Origin of the sequence: Curvibacter soli, from assembly GCF_029211125.1 — a bacterium.
Taxonomy (GTDB): domain Bacteria; phylum Pseudomonadota; class Gammaproteobacteria; order Burkholderiales; family Burkholderiaceae_C; genus Curvibacter_A; species Curvibacter_A soli.
On record NZ_JARGEN010000027.1, the window covers coordinates 1 to 17,746 of the forward strand.

Sequence of the window (17,746 nt, forward strand, 5' to 3'; positions counted from 1 at the left end):
TCTCTACCCAGGATGCCAGGCGTAAGCTCACTCGCATTTATCCTCGCGTTTCAACATGACTGACTAGTAGGCATGTCCGACATCACGGTCACCATCGACGGGACCCTCACGCGCACCATCTACTACGCGGCATCGGCCAACCCGGCCACAGGCACCACCCCGCGCTGGCACACGGGCCGCTCCGACGGCTCCACGGTCATCGACGGCAGCACCCGGCTGGTGGCCGACGACGAAGCGCCCGCGCTGGACGCATCGGGCAATGCGGCGCAAAGCGGCGGCGGCAATGCCTTCTCGGCCTATGCCCCCGGCACCAGCGGCCTGCCGCTCAAGGCCCTGCCGGTGGATAGCGGGCTGAATCTCAGCAACCCGGCCCTGCAAACCGACGCTGCCTGCACAACGGCGGGCTTCACCGGCATCGAACCCGGCAACTGCAAGTCCGACGGCGAGATGGACATGGAAGCCAGCTTCCCCAGCGGCGGCGCGGTGTACGTGACGGGTTCGCACTCCAACAACAAGAACGGCCACAGCCGCCCCGACCGCTGGCGTTTCTTCAAGCTCACCCCCGGCGGATCGGGCGCGGGCACCACCCTGACCCTCGGTGGCTATTACCAGTGGCTGCGCGAGGACATCCGCACCTGGGACGCGGGCAACGCCGACTACTTCGGCCTCGTGGCCAGTTCGAACGGCGGCGCGGGCCAGCAGCCCGAAAACCCGAACCTTGCCGGCTTCTCCATCGAAGGCGCGACCACCAGCCCCACCGACTCCGCCGCCTGGTTCGGCTTCCGCGCACCGCTGGTAACTGCTCCCGGCCAAGGAGCCGTCACGGCTGGCAGCGCCACGGGCCGCACGCATGCGCTGATCGTTCCGGTCACCAACTTCACCACCCTTGGCACCGCCGCCGGCGGCACCAAGGGCACGGCCACGTTCGGCGCGCCGATCCGCCTGGACCTGGGCGGGCGCGGCATCCGCGAAATCCGCAAGAACGCCGCCAACCAGTACCTCATCATCGCCGGGCCGCCCGACAGCGCCACGGGCACTGCGCCCAAGGACTTCCGCCTCTATTCGTGGGACGGCAGCGTCAACGCCGCCGGCCTGGCGGTCAACCTGCGCCTGCGCAGCAACGCCAACCTGGCCGCCGACACGCGCTGCGCGCCCGAGGGCATCGGCGACCTGCCCACGAGCCTGGATGCAAGCGGCAGCGTGGAAGTGATCAGCGACTGCGGCGATGCCGACTTCTATGCCAATGGCACGGCGGCCAAGGATCTGACTTACGCCGCCTGGAAGAAGACCCGCGCCGACAGCGTTGCGCTGGCGGCCTTGCCCACGGTGGCGCTGTATGCCGGCACGCCCACCACGACGACCCTGCCGTTCACGGCCACCCCGTCGGCTGCCGGCACGCTGTATGCCGTGGTGCTGCCCGCGGCGGCAGCCGCGCCGAGTTGGGAGCAGGTCGTGGCGGGAACGGACTCCACCGGCGCCGCCGCTATCTGGAAGAACACCCCGTCGGTGGTCGGCGCCACGGCCACGAACCTCACGGCCACGGGGCTGACCCCCAGCACGGGCTACAAGGTCCATGCCGTGGTGGTGACCACGGCGGGCGGCTATGCCAGCACGCTGGGCACTCTATCCGGGACTACCGACACGCCGCTGCCGCAGACCATCACGTTCAACCCGCTCCTCGACCAGACGCTGGGCGCCGCACCGTTCACGGTGAGCGCCACGGGCGGCGGCTCGGGCAACCCGGTGGTGTTCACCTCGACGACCGCCGTCGTCTGCCGCGCCGATGGAACCAACGGCAGCACCGTGACGCTGTTGGCCGCGGGCATCTGCATCTTGCAGGCGAACCTGGCGGGCAACGTGAACTTCGCTCCCGCCACGCCCGTGTCCCAGAGCTTCACGGTGAGCGCGCCCACCGCCAGCGGCACCACCTTTGCGGGCAACGGCAGCAGCGTCAGCAGCGCAGGCGTTGCCGGTGGCGCATGGCAGTTCGCGTCGAACTCCCCGGGCTTCGGAGCGGCGACGGGTCTGCCGGGCTTGCCGGCGGGCTACACGTTCCCGTATGGCATGTTCAGCTTCGTGCTCGTCAACGGAACGCCCGGCACGTCGGCCACGGTGAGCCTGAGCCTGGCGCAGCCCGCGCCCGCCAATGCCGTGCTCTGGAAGTATGGGCGCCAGGCGGTCGGCGGCGCGAAGGTGTGGTATCAGCTCACCCCGACCTTCTCGGGCGACCGCAAGACGGTGAGCTTCACGGTGACGGATGGCCCCGGCGCCGCCACGGGCGACGATGACCAGGTGGCGAACAGCGTCATCATCGACCCCGTGGGCCTGGGCCTGGGCGGCGGCGCGACCCCCATCCCCACGCTCGGCGAATGGGCGCGCGGTCTGCTGGCGCTGACGCTGGCGGGCCTGGCCATGCTGCGGCTGCGCGCGCGCCAGCGCGGTTGAGCCAGCGGGCGGCGTTCAGGGTTCGGGGCCGGGCCGTTTTCTCTCATCCCCTTGTCTGCCTGCGGGCAGGGGATGCCAGCAGTTTCTCGCGCCCATCATCAACCGCCGCCGCCCCTCACCCGCCTCTCCCCAGCGGGGGAGAGGCGGAATGCCGGAATGCTGAAATAGGGGGAGTATAGGGTCGCACCGCCCGCAATATCTGCGCTGCAAGATGGCATATGGGGGAGTATGCCTTCCGTGGCGGCCTCTGGCAGCGGGTGGGCGGGGCCCGCCGCGGCGAGCCGGCCCCCTCGCGCGCCATCGACTGCCGCAGCCCCTCGCGCCGCCTCTGTCTGCCCAACGGGGAGAGAGGAATGCCGGAGCGCTGCTACAGCGCCTCCACGATCAACTTCTCGCCTTCGAGCCGCACCTGCGCGGGCTTGCCGACGATGTCGGCTGGAAATGCCTTCTCGCTGGTGCGGTAGATGCCGGCGATGGAGACGAGCTGCGGCTCCAGGCAGGTGCTGAAGATGCGCGCATCGGCATTGCCGCGCGCGCCGGCCAGGGCGCGCCCGCGCAGCGGCGCGTAGACGTGGATGTTGCCGTCGGCGATCACCTCGGCGCCGAAGCTCACCACGGCCAGCACCACCAGGTCGCCGCCGCGCGCATACACCTGCTGGCCCGAGCGCAGCGGCTTGTCCACCACCAGCGTACCGGGGCCGGCCACGGGAACCTCGACCGGCACTTGGACCGGCACCTCGCGCACCACCTCCACCTCCACCTCGCGCGTGGCCACGGCGGGCTCCTCGGCGGCCTCGGCCAGCCCCGCCGCGCGCGCCGCCGCATGCTGGGCCGCGCTGCCGCCGCGCACGGCCACGGGCAGCGTGTGGTAGCGGCGCAGCAGCGCGATCAGCGCGGGGAAGTCGATCGCCGCGTCGCCGGCCAAATGGCCCAGGTCGATGACGACCGCGTCGCCATCGAAGAATTCAGGCGTGTCGCCGAACTGCTGGCTGAACGCCTGCGCCAGCGCCTCCGGGTCTGGCGTCCTGAGCAGCAGCGCCACCAGCGGCAGCGTGGCGCTTTTGAACTCGAAGCTGGCACGGGCGTGCCCCGCGGTGGTTGCGGCCATGGAGAGTGCGGACGTGAAATGCGCAGAGTTTACCGTGCAGCAAGCGGGGGGAGGACTCTCGCACTCTGCCGCTGTGGCGGCGCCGTGGGCGCGTGTGCCGGACGGATCCATGCCATCCGCCCCGGTGCGGCCCGGGTGCCGCGCGCCGCGGCGGCGTTCGTGGATTGGCTGCGCAGCGAGCTGGCTACAGGCCCAGCGAGGCCACGAAGCGGTCCACCGCCCCGGTGTAGTCGCCCGGTGCGCCGAGGTCGTCGTTGATGTCGCGGTGCGACTTCGCCTGCGGCAGCAGTTCGGCGCGGATGCCCAGCGCCCGCGCGCGCTCGGCGAAGCGGCGCGACTGGCCGCACGAATCGTCGGGCCGCGTGGTCGAGCACACCAGCAGCAGCGGCGGCGCACCTGCCGCCAGCGCGCCGATGGGGGATGCCGCGCGCCAGACGGCGGGGTCGCCGCCGAACGCGCGGTCGTAGAAGCGCAGGTGGGGCCGCTCCATCAGCGCCGGCACGTCGAGCGCCGCGCTGTCGAGGGCGATGGTGCCACGCCAGCGCCGTGCGCCAAGCGCCTCGGCGCGTGCTGGGTCGGCGCCCAGCAGCGCCACCAAGTGCGCGCCCGCCGAATGGCCCATCAGCAGCAGCCGATCCGCATCCGCGCCCCACTGCGCCGCGTGGGCCTGCGCGGCGGCGATGGCGCGCGCCACGTCGCGCGCCTGCTCGTCGGGCCGCGCCTGCGGCGCGAGCCGGTAGTTCACCGACACCAGCATCCAGCCCTGCCGCGCCACCCAGTGCGCGAGCTTGTTGTCGAGCCGGGCAGCCGTGGTCTTGTCGCCGATCATCCAGGCGCCTCCGTGCACCATCACCAGCATCGGCACGCGCGCGGGCCCGCCTGCGGGCGACGGCAGGTATACGTCCATGCGCTGGCGCACGTCGGGGCCATAGGGCAGGTCGGCGATGCGCCGCACACCCGGCGGCAGCACGGCGGCGGCGGCGGCACGGCGGCCGCCCTCGCGCGGCGCAAAGTCCTGCCCGGCTGCGGGCTGCGCGGCCAGGGCGCAGGCCAGCGGCAGGCAGATGCACAGGCGGCAAATGGCCATGGCGCTTCTCCGGGAAGCAGTCATGCCGGTGGCCCCAGCAGCACCGCCAGCCGCGCCCGCCAGCCCGGCGCGGCGCGCAGGTCGGCGCCCAGGCGCAGCCACTCGTGCAAGGCGATGCGCAGCGGGTTGTGGCTCGCCAGCGGCGTGGTGAGTCCGTAGCGCAGCGGCTCGTCGGCGCGCAAGTCCACGAAGGTGCCGAACAACCGGTCGAACACGATGAGCGCGCCGCCGTAGTTGCAGTCCAGGTACGCGGGGTTGCTCGCGTGGTGCGCCTTGTGGTGCGTGGGTGTGTTGAGCACCCATTCGAGCGGCCCCAGGCGCGGCATCCACGGCGCGTGCAGCCAGAACTGATAGAGCAGATTGAGCGCGAGCGCGGCGAACACGGCCCGCGGCGGGAACCCCAGCCAGATCAGCGGCGCGAAGAACACCCCCGTGCCGGAGAGCTTGCCAGTCCAGCCCAGGCGCAGCGCGGCGGCCAGCGTGAGTTCGTTGGACGAATGGTGCACGGCATGGGTGGCCCAGAACCAGCGCACGCGGTGTGCCGCGCGGTGAAACCAGTAGTAGAAGAACTCCGCGCCCACGAACAGCAGCGCGAACGCGAGCGGCGTGGCCAGCGCGATGGTCTGTAGCCGGTGCGCGTAGGCCAGGGCCAGCAGCGGCGCGGCCAGCGACAGGCCCAGCGCATCGACGCCGCGGCGCACCAGCATGTCGACCATCGAGGCGGCGCAGGCGCGCCAGTCGTAGGCGCGGCGCATGCCGGTCAGCACCAGCCCTTCGAGCATGGCGGCGGCCGGTACCGCCAGCAGCAGCGCGCCGAGCCAGGGCAGCATGGCAGGCGCGCCGGCCGCGTCGAGGATAGGGCGCGCGGGCATGGACCTCGGGCTATTTCGTCGCGGCCCGCCGGCCGGCGCGCTGCCGGGCCATGTAGGCCTCGATGTCGGCCATCGTCACACTGCCGCCGTGGCTGGCGTCGATGGCGTCGAAGTTCTTGTAGACCCAGGGCATCTTGTCCTTGGCCTCATCGCGGGTCAGGTGGCCGTCCGTATTGGCGTCGGCGGCGCCGAAGCGCTTGTGCAGCGTCTCGCGCATGCGCTCGCCCCGGCTGCCGTCGCCGGCGGGCGCGGCAGGCGTGGACTGCGCCTGCGCTGCCGTGCCGGCGAGCGCCGCGGCGCAAAAAACCACGCGCAGCAGCGCGGCGCGCGAAAAGGAATGGGGTTGCATGGTGACCGTCCTTTCTGTGGAGTGGCGGGTGCAGGAGGCAAGGTTCAGCGGCAGGCGATCACGGCGCCGCTGGCGTTGTAGCAGGTGGCGCTGTGCGTCAGGCCCGTGCCGCTGCTGTAGGACGTGCTGCTCTGCACGCTGTTGCCGGTGGTCGCGCTGGTGGCGGTGGTGCTGCGCTCTTGCGTGACGGTGCCGTCGGCGGCGCGGGTGGCGCTGCCGCTGCTCTGCACGCTGCCCTGGGCCCCCGTGGCGTTGAAGCCGCTCTGGTGGGTAGCGGAGCCGTCGCTGTTCACCGTCGTGGTGCCGGCGCGCTTGGCCATGCCGCCGTTGGGGCCGCGCACGGCGGCGCCGCTGGCGGCCGTGGCGTTGCCTGCGCCGTCGGTGGTCACGCCGCGCGCGCGCAGCGCGCCGCCGCCATTCGGACCATGGCGGCCCACGACGCTGGTGGCGGTGGTGCCGCCGGCGGCGTTGGGCCGCACCACGGTGCGGCGCCCGGCATGGGCGTCGGGGGATGCGAGGCTGGCGGCGAGCAGCGCGGCGCACAGCGCGGTGGTGGAAAGAATGCGGATGGCTTGCATGGCAATCTCCTGTCGGGGTGGTGGCCGGGCGCTGCGGAATGCGGCGACCCATGGACGGGCACTGTACGCCGCGCCCGAGCGCCGGCGCTATGCGCGGCGCGTGGTTTCGTGACGGTCCATGAACACGCGGGCCACGCCTGTCATGGTTTGTCATGGATTCGCGCGCCGCCGCGCCACGCGGACGCCGCTACGATGAAGGCCATGACCACGAGCGAACCGCTGGCCCGCATCCTGATCGCCGACGACGAGGCCGACCTGCGCGCGCTGCTGCAGCGCTACCTGGGCGACCAGGGCTGTGCGGTGCGCGCGGTGGAGGGCGCGCAGGCGCTGGAGAAACTGCTGGCGCGCGAGCGCTTCGACGTGCTGGTGCTCGACGTGATGATGCCCGGCGAGGACGGCCTTTCCATCTGCCGCCGCCTGCGCGCGCAAGGCGAGACCATCCCCATCGTCATGCTCACCGCGCGCGGCGACCCGCTGGACCGCATCATCGGCCTGGAGATGGGTGCCGACGACTACCTGCCCAAGCCGTTCGAGCCTAGAGAGCTGCTGGCGCGCATCCAGGCCCTGGTGCGGCGCCAGCGCATGCTGGGCGCGCATGCCGGGCCTGCGCCCGCGCGGGGCGTGCTGCGCTTCGGTGCCTTCGCGCTGGATCTGGACGCGCAGCGCCTCACGCGCGGCGCTGGCGCGGCGGCGCAGGACGTGCCGCTCACCGGGGCCGAATTCGCGCTGCTGCGCGCGCTGGCGCAGAACCCGCGGCGCCCGCTCGGGCGTGACCGCCTCCTGGCGCTGGCCTACGGCCCCGGGCACGAGGCCACCGACCGCAGCATCGACGTGCAGGTGATGCGCCTGCGCCGGCTGGTGGAGGACGACCCGGCCCAGCCGCGCTTCATCCGCACCGTCTGGGGCGTGGGCTACCAGTTCATCCCCGAGGGTGATGCGCCATGAGGCTGACGCCGCGCACGCTGCTGGGCCGCAACGTGCTGCTGATCGTGGTGCTGGTGGCGCTGGGGCAAGCCGCCGGCGCGGTGCTGGTGCGGCAGCTCTTGCTCAAGCCCCGGCTGGAGCAGATGGCCGACGGGCTGGCGCGCACCGCGGGCGCGCTGCGCGCCGGCATGGCTGCGCTGCCGCCCGCCGCGCGGGCCGATTTCGTGCGCCGGTTCAACGCCCAGGCGCCGCAGGCCGCCGGCCCGGCCACCGCACGCGGCGGCCTCCTGCCACCGTTGAGCCCGCTGGAGCGCAGCATGGTGCGCTCCGTCTCGCGCCGCCTCGCCGGCCAGGACGCGGACATCGTCTGGCGGCGCGAAGCCGGCGGCGGCCTGGCGCTGCGCATCGCCATGGACGGGGCGGACTACTGGATCGCGCTGCCCGGCCTGCTACCCGCACGCGAGGCCACCGGCGCGTGGCTGGGCGCATCGCTCGCGGGCGCGCTGCTGGCGCTGGCCGGCGCGCTGCTGATCCAGCGCCGCATCAACCGCCCGCTCGCGCGCCTGGCGGACGCCGCGCACCGGCTGGCCGGCGGCGCCGCGCCCGACCCGCTGCCCGAGGACGGCCCGGCGGAAATCGCCACCGTGGGCCGCAGCTTCAACCACCTGGCGCGCAGCCTGCAGGACGCCGAGCGCGAGCGCGCGCTGATGCTCGCGGGCATCTCGCACGACCTGCGCACGCCGCTGACCAAGCTGCGCCTGGGCGTGGAGATCCTGCGCGAGCCCGCCGGGCCCGAACTCGCGGCGAGCATGGAGCGCGGCATCGCGGAGATGGACGCGATCGTCGGCCAGTTCCTCGACTTCGCGCGCAGCGGCGCGGAGGAAGCGCCCGCCCCCGCCAGCCTGGCCGCGTTGGCCGCCGAGGTGGCCGCCGCCTGCGGGGCCCAGGGCCGCGCCGTGGCGCTGCAGGCCGGCCCCACGCCCGCCGCGCCGCTGCGCACGCAACTGCTGCGCCGCGCGCTGGTGAACCTGGTGGAAAACGCCTGGCGCCACGGCCAGCCGCCCGTGACGCTGCGCACGGGCGCCGACGCCGAGTGCCTGTGGGTCGAGGTGGAAGACCACGGCGCCGGCATCGCGCCCGAGGACGCGCAGCGGCTCAAGCAGCCGTTCCACGGCAACGCCCGCAAGGGCACGGGCCTGGGGCTGGCGATCGTGGAGCGCGTCGCCCGCGCGCACGGCGGCCGGCTGGACCTCCTGCGCGGCACGTCCGGCGGCCTGCGCGCGCGCATCACGCTGCCGCTACGCAATTCACATTAACGACAGGTGCATACCGCTCTCACCCACGAGATGAACGCCATCGAAGCCATCAACGCTCGATTTCATGCGGCTTGGCAAGGGATACGAAGCGGTCAACTGCCGTTTCTAGTGCAGTGTTCGATGCTTGGCGGCACCAATAAAAGAGATGCGTTTTGGCGCAGGGCAAGGCGCAAACCACAGCGATAGCCGTAGCTATCGCGAGGATTTGCAACGCCGCCATGCGTCAAAAGGCGCGGTTTCATGTGCTGCTTAGCGTTGAACACTGCACTAGGCGCATAGCTGCTCGTGCTTGCCACGCAGGCGCTGGAGGCCAATTCGACTATGAATGCTGGCCGTGCGGCAGCGCCGATGCCGGCAGGCCGAACATGCGATCGAACCCCCAGTTGAAGACGAAGGTGTAGCCCAGGAAGAACACCACCAGCCCCAGGTCCATCACGAAGGCCCGCCACAGGCTGACGCCGAACCACCAGGCGAACAGCGGCACCAGCCAGACGATGAGCCCGCCCTCGAACCCGATGGCGTGCGCCACGCGCCGTGCCACGCTGCGCCCGCGCACGGACTGGCGCGCCTCCCAGCGCTCGAACAGGTGGTTGAACGCGAAGTTCCACGCCACCGCGATGGCCGAGGAGGCCACGGCCATCACGCCCGCATGGGCCACGCCGCCGTCCGCCAGCAGCGCCAGCCCCAGGCTCGTGCAGGCGATGGCCAGCCCTTCGTACAGCGCGATGAACAGCAGCCGGCGGCGCAGGCCCTGCAGGTCGAACCAGAGCGCCCGGGCAGGGCGGGGGGAAGGCGTCGTCGTATCGGTCGCGGGCATGGGGCACACTGTATGCCAGGGGCGGCAATCAGCCGTGGCGGGCGGCATGTTGCTTCTTTTTTTATAGCTGCCATCGCTCTTATAACAAGGGTTTCAGGTACAAATGACCATGAAAACCTTATGGAACCTGCGGTAGCAGCTATTTTTTTTGATCCTGGAAACGGCAGTTGGATGCGCCTGCCGGTGCCGCGATCGGCGTGCCAGGCAAGACCGGGCGACGCGGCGGGCTTGCTGCCCGCAAGGAGGAGCAACGCCGCATGGTGCCCCGAGCGCGGTGCTGGCAGGTGCATGGCGCTCTCACCCACGAGGTGAACCCCATCGGAGCCGGCAACGCTCGATTGCATGCGGCCTGGCAAGGGATGCAAAGCGGTCAACTGCCGTTTCCAGGTTGAGAGAACCGGAGAACGTGCCGCCGCTCCAGCGCCGGACGTGCGGCCCTTGGCCCTACCGCCCCCCATGCGGGCCGTGGTCCGGCGAAGCGGAATTGTGCGGGCGCTGCATGCCTGGCGGACGCTGGCCCTGGTTCGGCGGGCGCTGATGCTGGTTCGGCGGGCGCTGATGCTGGCCCGCATGCGGCGGCACCTGTGAAGGCGGGTGCCAGTTGGGGTGCGGCGGCGGCAGGTGGTGCCGCGGCGGCGGGCGCCCGCCCCAGTAGCGCGGCTCGCCATACCACGGCTGGCTGCGGTAGTGCGAGCCCCAGTAGCTGCCGATGGCAAACGAGATCAGCGGCACGCCGATGACGGCACCGTACTGCGGCAGCAGCACCGTGCGGCCCTGGTAGGGGTACGACAGGCTCGGCGCGTAGATCCAGCCGCGCAGCGCGCCGCCCTGCAGCAGCACGTCGCACCACTGGTAGCCCGCCGTGCACCCGACCACTTCGAGCGGCGTGTTGAGCCCCAGTTGCGCCACGATGGGATAGTTGGGCCCCGGGCCGGCGCGCAGGTTGGCGTAGACGTTGGTATAGGCCTGCTCGGCGGCGGCCAGGGCGGGGGCGGCAGCGGCAAGTACCAGCGCCATGCGGCGCAGGATGGATGAAAGACGCATGGCTGTCTCCTGGGTGCGGGGAAGTAGGGGGCGGCATGGCTGGTTCCGCCAGACCCCCACGATACCGCGGTCCATGGCACTGCCCACGTCGGACAATGCCTTGACTAGGCTTCCGTGCCGTCTGCGGCGGCCCGCATCTCCGGGGGTATGCCCTCCTCGATGGGGCATTCCTCGGTGCCCACCATGGGCCGCGTGCTGGCCTCCACCGCCTTCTGCGTGCCTTCGGGGTCGTTGACCCAGCGCGCGTAGAAGTCGTAGGGGCAGGCGGCCACGCCCTTGTCGCTGTCGCGCGAGTTGATGGTGCCGGGTGTAGCGGCGGTGCAGCAGCCCGAACAGTTGGTTCTCGCTCTGGCCGTTCTTGCGGAAGTCGTGGATCAGGTTCTTGGACAGCGCGGCGTACTGGATGCAGTATTCCTCCTCGCCGCATTCACCGAGCGCGCGGCCGTCGAAGCCGACGCAGACGATGAGAGTGATCTTCAGGCCCTTGGGGCCCTCGCTTACGTAGGTGCTTGCTGCCAGGATAATTGTCAAGATTGTTTGGCGCATCAACAATAGCAGTTTTTTCCAATTCACCAGGAGACTCCCGCATGGGCGCAACCACCCCCGATTCCGTTGTCACCACCGCCCGCCTGGGCACCGTCCTGGTCGTGACGGTCAACAACCCGCCGGTCAACGCATTGAGCGTGGCCGTGCGCCAGGGGCTGGCCGCTGCCATGGCGCAGGCCCAGGCCGATGATGCGGTCGCCGGCGTCATGCTGGTGGGTGCCGGCAAGGCCTTCATCGCGGGCGCCGACATCCGCGAGTTTGGCAAGCCCGCCATGCCGCCGTCGCTGCCCGAGGTGTGCCGCAGCATCGAAGACTGCAGCAAGCCCGTGGTTGCGGTGCTGCACGGCGCGGCGCTGGGCGGTGGCCTGGAAGTGGCGCTGTCGGCCCATTACCGCCTGGCAATCCAAAATTCGTCGGGCGGTGCCAAGCTGGGCCTGCCCGAAGTGACGCTGGGCCTGCTGCCTGGCTCGGGCGGAACGCAGCGCGCGCCGCGCCTGATGGGCGTCAAAGCCGCCACCGAGCTGATGCTCAGCGGCCAGCACCTGTCGGCCAAGGCCGCGCTGGCGGCGGGCCTGGTGGACAAGCTCGTCGAGGGCGACGACGCCCAGGCCGCTGGCCTGGCCTACGTCAATGAACTGCTGGCGCAGAACGCCCCCGTGCGCCGCACCCGCGACATCGCCATCCCTGACCCCGCTGCCGCGCTGGCCGAGCTGGAAATGCTCAAGGCAGACACCGCCAGGAAAACCCGTGGCCTGTTTTCGCCGCTGAAAATCATCGAATGCGTGCAGGCCGCCGTGCAGTTGCCGTTTGACGAAGGCATGGCGCTGGAGCGCTCGCTGTTTTTGCAGTGCATAGACAGCCCGCAGCGCGCCGGCCTGATCCACGCCTTTTTTGCCGAGCGCGAGGCGGCCAAGGTGCCCGAGGCCCGCGCCGCCGCGCCGCGCCCGGTTGCCAGCATCGCCATCATTGGCGGCGGTACCATGGGCGCGGGCATCACCGTGTCGGCCCTGGATGCGGGCTACCCCGTGATCATGGTCGAGCGCGATGCCGAATCCATCGCCCGCGGCCGCGCCAATGTGGAAAAGGTGTACGCCGGCCTGGTTGCCAAAGGCCGCATGACCGAAGAGGCCAAGGCCGCCGTCATGGCCCGCTACACCGGCAGCACCTCTTATGACGACCTGGCCAACGTGGACCTGGTGATCGAGGCCGTGTTTGAAGACCTCGAAGTGAAAAAAGCCGTGTTCAAGGAACTCGACCGCGTCTGCAAACCCGGCGCCGTGCTGGCCACCAACACCTCGTACCTCGACATTGACGCCATCGCCGCCGCCACCAGCCGCCCGCAGGACGTGATTGGCCTGCATTTCTTCAGTCCGGCCAACATCATGAAGCTGCTGGAAATCGTGGTGCCAGCCAAGGTGAGCGCCGGCGTGGTGGCCACCGCCTTCGAGCTGGCCAGGAAGCTGAAAAAACTGCCCGTGCGCGCGGGCGTGTGCGACGGCTTTATCGGCAACCGCATCCTGGCGGTGTACAGGCAGGCAGCCGATTACCTCATGGAAGACGGCGCCAGCCCCTACGAGATCGACGCCGCCGTGCGCGACTTTGGCTTTGCCATGGGGCCGTTCCAGGTCACCGACCTGGCCGGTGGCGACATTGGCTGGGCCACGCGCAAGCGCCGCGCCGCAGCACGCAAACCGGGCGACCCCAAGGCCCGCTATGTCGAGGTGGCCGACCGCATCTGCGAGCGCGGCTGGTTCGGCCAGAAAACAGGCCGCGGCTTTTATCTCTACCCCGAAGGCGCCCGCGTGGGACAGCCTGACCCCGAAATACTGGCCATCGTCGACGCCGAGCGTGCCAAGAAGGGCATCACGCCGCGCAGCTTCACGGCAGACGAGATCATGCGCCGCTACATGGCCGCCATGGTCAACGAAGGCGCCAACGTGGTGCACGAAGGCATTGCGCTGCGCCCGTTGGACGTGGACGTCACGCTTATCTCGGGTTACGGCTTTCCGCGCTTTCGTGGCGGCCCCATGAAATGGGCCGACATGGAGGGCCTGCCCAGGTTGCTGGCCGACATCGAGGCGTTCGCCAAGGAAGACCCGCTGTTCTGGAAACCCTCGCCGCTGCTGGTCAAGCTGGTGCAGGAAGGCAAAAATTTTGACAGCCTGAACCACAGTGCATGAGCAATGCATGAGGGCGTTGTTGTTCAACACACCGACCGAAAGAGACGAGACACCATGGACCTGAATTTCACCCCCGAAGAAGAAGCCTTCCGCGCCGAGGTGCAGGCTTTTCTGAAAGAAAAACTGCCCGCGCACATCGCCAGCAAGGTCAAGGCGGGCCATCGCCTGTCCAAGGCCGATCAGGACGAGTGGCACGCCTTGCTCAACGAGCGCGGCTGGTACGCCAACCACTGGCCCAGGCAATACGGCGGCCCTGGCTGGGGGCCGGTGGAAAAGTTCATTTTTGACACCGAATGCGCCCTGGCCGGTAGCCCGCGCATCGTGCCCTTTGGTGTGAACATGCTGGGCCCGGTGCTGATCAAGTTCGGCAACGAGGCGCAAAAGCAGTATTGGCTGCCGCGCATCCTGGCCTGTAAAGACTGGTGGTGCCAGGGGTATTCCGAGCCCGGAGCGGGCTCGGATCTGGCCTCGGTCAAGACCACGGCGGTGCGCCAGGGCGACCACTACATTGTCAACGGCCAGAAGACCTGGACCACCCAGGGCCAGCATGCCAACATGATTTTCTGCCTGGTGCGCACCGACCGCGAAGCGCGGCCCCAGGCGGGCATCAGCTTTTTGCTGGTGGACATGAAGTCGCCCGGCGTGGAGCTGCGCCCCATCCGCACGCTCGATGGCGACCACGAAATCAATGAAGTGTTTTTCACCGACGTCAAAGTGCCGGTGGAAAACCTGGTCGGCGAAGAAAACAAGGGCTGGAGCTGCGCCAAGTACCTGCTCACCTACGAACGCACCGGCCTGGCCGGCGTGGGTTTTTCGGTGGCGGCCATGGAAAAGCTCAAGGTGATTGCCGCCAAGGTCCACCGCAATGGCAAGCCCTTGAACCAGGACCCGCAGTTTGCCGCCCGCATGGCCCGCGTCGAGATCGACCTGGAAAACATGAAAACCACCAATCTGCGCGTGATTGCCGCCGTGGCCGGTGGTGGCGTGCCGGGGGCCGAAAGCTCGATGCTGAAGATTTGTGGCACCGAAATCCGCCAAGAGATTTTGTCGCTGATCCGCCGCGCCATGGGGCCGTACGCACTGCCCTTCATGGAAGAAGCGCAGTACGCCGAGAACAACGTGCCTCCCGTCGGCCCGAAAGAGGCGGCCACTGCGGCTGCCCACTACTTCAACTACCGCAAGCTGTCGATTTTTGGCGGCTCCAATGAAATCCAGAAAAACATCATCTCCAAGATGATCCTGGGTCTGTAGCAATGAATAACCCCCTGAGCCGCTGCGCGGCTTGCCCCCTTCTCTGGCATCGCTGCGCGATGCGCAAGGGGGGGCACCGCCAGCGCGGCGTGGTGGCCCTTGCGTGGTGGCCGCTGGCCTGGGCGGCGCCAGTTGCATGAGCCCTGTTCCATGCCAAGCCGCAAACAATTGATTCCAGAGGAAAGTGGACATGAATTTTGAACACACCGAAGACCGCCGCATGCTGGCGGACACCCTGAACCGTTTTATCTCTGAGCAATACGGCTTTGAAACCCGCAACGCCATTGCCTATGGCGACATGGGCTGCAGCCCCGCCTTGTGGGCACAGTTTGCCGAGCTGGGCGCCATTGGCGCGCTGTTCCCCGAGCTTGACGGCGGCTTTGGCGGCGCAGGCTTTGACGTGGCCGTGGTGTTTGAAGCCCTGGGCCGTGGCCTGGTGGTCGAGCCCTTTTTGGGTGCCCTGATGGTGGGACGTGCCCTGGCCGCAGCCGGCACGCTTGCGCAAAAAGAGCATATTGCCAAGCTGATCGATGGCAGCACCGTGGCCGCGCTGGCGCACGACGAGCCCGACAACCATTACGAACTCTCCCGTGTCAGCACCTGTGCGGTGCGCAGCGAGGGCGGCTGGGCGCTCACCGGCGCCAAGGCCGTGGTGGTGCAGGGCGACAACGCACAGCTCTTGCTGGTGTCGGCCCGCACCGCGGGCGCGGTGGACAGCGAAGACGGCATTTCGCTGTTCCTGGTGCCTGCCGACGCAGCGGGCGTGGCACGCCGGGGCATGGGCCGCATCGACGGTGGCCGCGTGGCCGAAATCACGCTCGATAACGTGCAGTTGGGCGCCGCTGCGCTCTTGGGCACCGAGGGCCAGGGCTTTGCCACCCTGGAGCTGGCCGTGGGCTGGGGTGTGCTGGCGCTGTGCGCCGAAGCGCTGGGCGCCATGGAATCGGCCAAGAAAGACACGCTCGAATACCTGCAAACGCGCAGGCAGTTTGGCGTGCCGATCGGCAGCTTCCAGGCCCTGCAGCACCGCATGGCCGACCTGCTGCTGGAGGTGGAGCAGGCGCGCTCGGCCGTGATCAACGCGGCTGCGGTGATCGACAGCAGCAACCGCATCGAGCGCGAGCGCGCGCTGTCGGCGGCCAAGGTCAGCATTGGCCGCATCGGAACCCTGGTGGCAGAGGAAAGCATCCAGATGCACGGCGGCATCGGCATGACCTGGGAGCTGCCCCTGTCGCACTACGCCAAGCGCCTGGTCATGGTCGACCATGAACTGGGCGACGAAGACCACCACCTGGCGCGTTTCATGGCGCTGGGCCGAGGCTGACGCTATGGCCGAGCCGCTGCTGCAGCGCAGCGGAGGCGCGGTGCTGATGCTGTCCAACAAACAGGGCGCAAGCGGTGACCTGCGCCTGATGGATGTCCAGCCCTACAACACGTTGGTGCGGTGCTACCAGTTCCATACCACCTCCTTTGTTGCAACAGTCGACAAAGGCAGGGCCGTGGGCGGCGCGGCTGAAGATGCCTGAAGGCGATAACCCTGGAAACGGCAGTTGACCGCTTTGCATCCCTTGCCAGGCCGCATGAAATCGAGCGTTGCCGGCTTCGATGGCGTTCACCTCGTGGGTGAGAGCGCCATGCACCTGCCAGCACCGCGCTCGGCGCGCCATGCGGCGTTGCTCATCCTTGCGGGCAGCAAGCCCGCCGCGTCGCCCGGTCTTGCCTGGCACCCCGATCACGGCACCGGCAGGCGCATCCAACTGCCGTTTCCAGGTTCAAGGAAGCGGCGTGACTTGCCCTACCCCTGGAATTGGGTAAAATTACTCAATATGTTGAGTAAAAAACAATTCCAGCGCCAACAGGCCGCTGTGCTGGCAGCCCGCCTGCGCGAGCCGCGCCGTTTTATCCAGGTCGTGGCGGGGCCGCGTCAGGTGGGAAAGTCCACGCTGGTACAGCAGGCGACAGAAACCTTGTCGCAACCCGTGCGCCATGCGAGCGCAGACGAGCCGACGCTGCGCGGCACGGACTGGATAGCCCAGCAGTGGGAGGCGGCACGGCTTGCCCTCGCCAGCCCCGAAGGGGCGGTGCTGGTACTCGACGAGATTCAGAAGATTGCGGCCTGGTCGGAAACCGTTAAACGCCTGTGGGATGAGGACACGCGCGCCAGGCGCCCGCTCAAAGTGGTGGTGCTGGGTTCTGCGCCGCTGCTGATTGCCCAGGGGCTGACCGAAAGCCTGGCCGGGCGGTTTGAAACCATTGCGGTGTCGCACTGGTCGCTGGCGGAAATGCGCGCCGCATTTGGCTGGTCGCTGGGCGAGTTTGTGTGCTACGGCGGTTATCCGGGCGCCGCACCGCTGATCGGGGACCCTGCGCGCTGGCTGCGTTATGTGGCCGACAGCCTGATCGAAACCTCGATTTCGCGCGATGTGCTCTTGCTGACTCGGGTGGACAAGCCCGCGTTGCTGCGGCGGTTGTTCGAGCTGGCCTGCCGTTATTCGGGGCAGGTGTTGTCCTATACCAAAATGCTGGGGCAGTTGCAGGATGCCGGCAACAGCACGACGCTGGCGCATTATCTGGCGCTGCTGGCGGGAGCTGGTATGGTGTGCGGCTTGCCCAAATACGCGGGTGACATGGCACGCAGCCGCGGCTCCAGCCCCAAGTTGCAGGTGCTCAATACGGCGCTGATGACGGTGATGAGCGGCATGTCGCTGGACGAGGCACGCGCCGACCCCGAGTTCTGGGGGCGTCTGGTGGAGTCTGCCGTGGGCGCACATCTGGCCAATGCTTCCATGCGTGGTGAATGCGCGCTGCATTACTGGCGCGAAGGCAACCATGAGGTGGATTTCATCGTGCAGGCCGGGCGGCGCTTGACTGCCATCGAAGTGAAAAGCGGCCGCGCGCCGCAGGCACATGCAGGCACGGCAGCCTTTGCAAAGGCCTTCAAGCCGCAGCGCAGCCTGCTGGTGGGGGGCGATGGCATCGCGCTGGAAGAGTTTTTGATGCAGCCGGTTGCGTATTGGGTGAAGCCATGAGCGAAGACCCGAAGTCCGTTCGCTATGAAGCGATTGCCCTCTCCAACGAAAGTACGGTCGTTGCTGAATTCCAGCCGGAAGACGAGGAAAAGTCTTTGTGTGGCAGCGAGAATTACAGACTCTCGAGGGACTTACAGAATTCCCCAAACCTGCCGAATTACCCGCGATCTGATGCAGAAAAAAGGTGCGGGCACCGCCAA

At 68.9% G+C, this 17,746-nt stretch carries 16 protein-coding genes and 1 pseudogene; 9 read left to right on the plus strand and 8 right to left on the minus strand.

Annotation, left to right across the window (positions count from 1 at the left end; all coding sequences use genetic code 11):
* Positions 1-72 precede the first annotated feature (72 nt).
* Complete coding sequence (locus PY257_RS06770) at positions 73-2,445, plus strand: choice-of-anchor U domain-containing protein (protein ID WP_275740229.1); 2,373 nt, start codon at positions 73-75, stop codon at positions 2,443-2,445.
* 367 nt (positions 2,446-2,812) lie between these two features.
* On the opposite strand, the gene minC is transcribed toward PY257_RS06770, so the two are convergent.
* The 5 genes from minC to PY257_RS06795 form a co-directional block, all read right to left on the minus strand.
* Positions 2,813-3,553 (minus strand): septum site-determining protein MinC, encoded by a 741-nt coding sequence (gene minC, locus PY257_RS06775; protein ID WP_275740231.1) that lies wholly within the window; start codon positions 3,551-3,553, stop codon positions 2,813-2,815.
* A gap of 184 nt (positions 3,554-3,737) precedes the next feature.
* Positions 3,738-4,640 (minus strand): alpha/beta hydrolase, encoded by a 903-nt coding sequence (locus tag PY257_RS06780; protein WP_275740233.1) that lies wholly within the window; start codon positions 4,638-4,640, stop codon positions 3,738-3,740.
* A gap of 20 nt (positions 4,641-4,660) precedes the next feature.
* Entirely contained in the window at positions 4,661-5,512 is an 852-nt protein-coding gene (locus PY257_RS06785) for a sterol desaturase family protein (RefSeq protein WP_275740235.1), read from the minus strand.
* 10 nt (positions 5,513-5,522) lie between these two features.
* Positions 5,523-5,861, minus strand: a complete 339-nt coding sequence (locus PY257_RS06790) for an EF-hand domain-containing protein (protein WP_275740237.1) — start codon at positions 5,859-5,861, stop codon at positions 5,523-5,525.
* A gap of 44 nt (positions 5,862-5,905) precedes the next feature.
* A complete protein-coding gene (locus PY257_RS06795) occupies positions 5,906-6,439 on the minus strand; it encodes a hypothetical protein (RefSeq protein ID WP_275740239.1) in 534 nt (177 codons plus the stop codon).
* A gap of 201 nt (positions 6,440-6,640) precedes the next feature.
* On the opposite strand from PY257_RS06795, the gene PY257_RS06800 reads away from it, so the two are divergent.
* Together PY257_RS06800 and PY257_RS06805 are read left to right on the plus strand one after the other, a co-directional pair.
* The gene (locus tag PY257_RS06800) at positions 6,641-7,384 is read left to right on the plus strand and encodes a response regulator (RefSeq protein ID WP_275740241.1); all 744 of its coding nucleotides are present in this window, start codon (positions 6,641-6,643) and stop codon (positions 7,382-7,384) included.
* Positions 7,381-8,679, plus strand: a complete 1,299-nt coding sequence (locus PY257_RS06805) for an ATP-binding protein (RefSeq protein WP_275740243.1) — start codon at positions 7,381-7,383, stop codon at positions 8,677-8,679. The genes PY257_RS06800 and PY257_RS06805 overlap by 4 nt, the downstream gene beginning before the upstream one ends.
* Before the next feature lie 319 nt (positions 8,680-8,998).
* On the opposite strand, the gene PY257_RS06810 is transcribed toward PY257_RS06805, so the two are convergent.
* The 3 genes and pseudogenes from PY257_RS06810 to PY257_RS06820 form a co-directional block, all read right to left on the minus strand.
* Positions 8,999-9,436: a PACE efflux transporter gene (locus PY257_RS06810; RefSeq protein ID WP_275740259.1), complete on the minus strand. Its 438-nt coding sequence runs from the start codon at positions 9,434-9,436 to the stop codon at positions 8,999-9,001.
* Between the two features lie 504 nt (positions 9,437-9,940).
* Complete coding sequence (locus PY257_RS06815; RefSeq protein WP_275740245.1) at positions 9,941-10,540, minus strand: SH3 domain-containing protein; 600 nt, start codon at positions 10,538-10,540, stop codon at positions 9,941-9,943.
* Positions 10,541-10,644: 104 nt separating this feature from the next.
* Positions 10,645-11,047, minus strand: a pseudogene (locus PY257_RS06820) (carbon-nitrogen hydrolase family protein); the annotation flags it as partial.
* Positions 11,048-11,127: 80 nt separating this feature from the next.
* Between PY257_RS06820 and PY257_RS06825 the strand changes: the two are divergent.
* The 6 genes from PY257_RS06825 to PY257_RS06850 all read left to right on the plus strand — a co-directional run.
* A complete protein-coding gene (locus PY257_RS06825) occupies positions 11,128-13,266 on the plus strand; it encodes a 3-hydroxyacyl-CoA dehydrogenase NAD-binding domain-containing protein (RefSeq protein WP_275740247.1) in 2,139 nt (712 codons plus the stop codon).
* A gap of 54 nt (positions 13,267-13,320) precedes the next feature.
* Positions 13,321-14,517, plus strand: a complete 1,197-nt coding sequence (locus tag PY257_RS06830) for an acyl-CoA dehydrogenase family protein (protein ID WP_275740249.1) — start codon at positions 13,321-13,323, stop codon at positions 14,515-14,517.
* Between the two features lie 190 nt (positions 14,518-14,707).
* Positions 14,708-15,841 carry an acyl-CoA dehydrogenase family protein gene (locus tag PY257_RS06835; protein ID WP_275740251.1) on the plus strand — a complete coding sequence of 378 codons (1,134 nt, stop codon included), beginning with the start codon at positions 14,708-14,710 and terminating at the stop codon, positions 15,839-15,841.
* 4 nt (positions 15,842-15,845) lie between these two features.
* Entirely contained in the window at positions 15,846-16,043 is a 198-nt protein-coding gene (locus tag PY257_RS06840; RefSeq protein ID WP_275740253.1) for a hypothetical protein, read from the plus strand.
* 54 nt (positions 16,044-16,097) lie between these two features.
* The gene (locus PY257_RS06845; protein WP_275740255.1) at positions 16,098-17,546 is read left to right on the plus strand and encodes an ATP-binding protein; all 1,449 of its coding nucleotides are present in this window, start codon (positions 16,098-16,100) and stop codon (positions 17,544-17,546) included.
* The coding region (locus PY257_RS06850; protein ID WP_275740257.1) for a hypothetical protein at positions 17,543-17,746 on the plus strand (204 nt) is incomplete at its 3' end. The genes PY257_RS06845 and PY257_RS06850, both read left to right, overlap by 4 nt.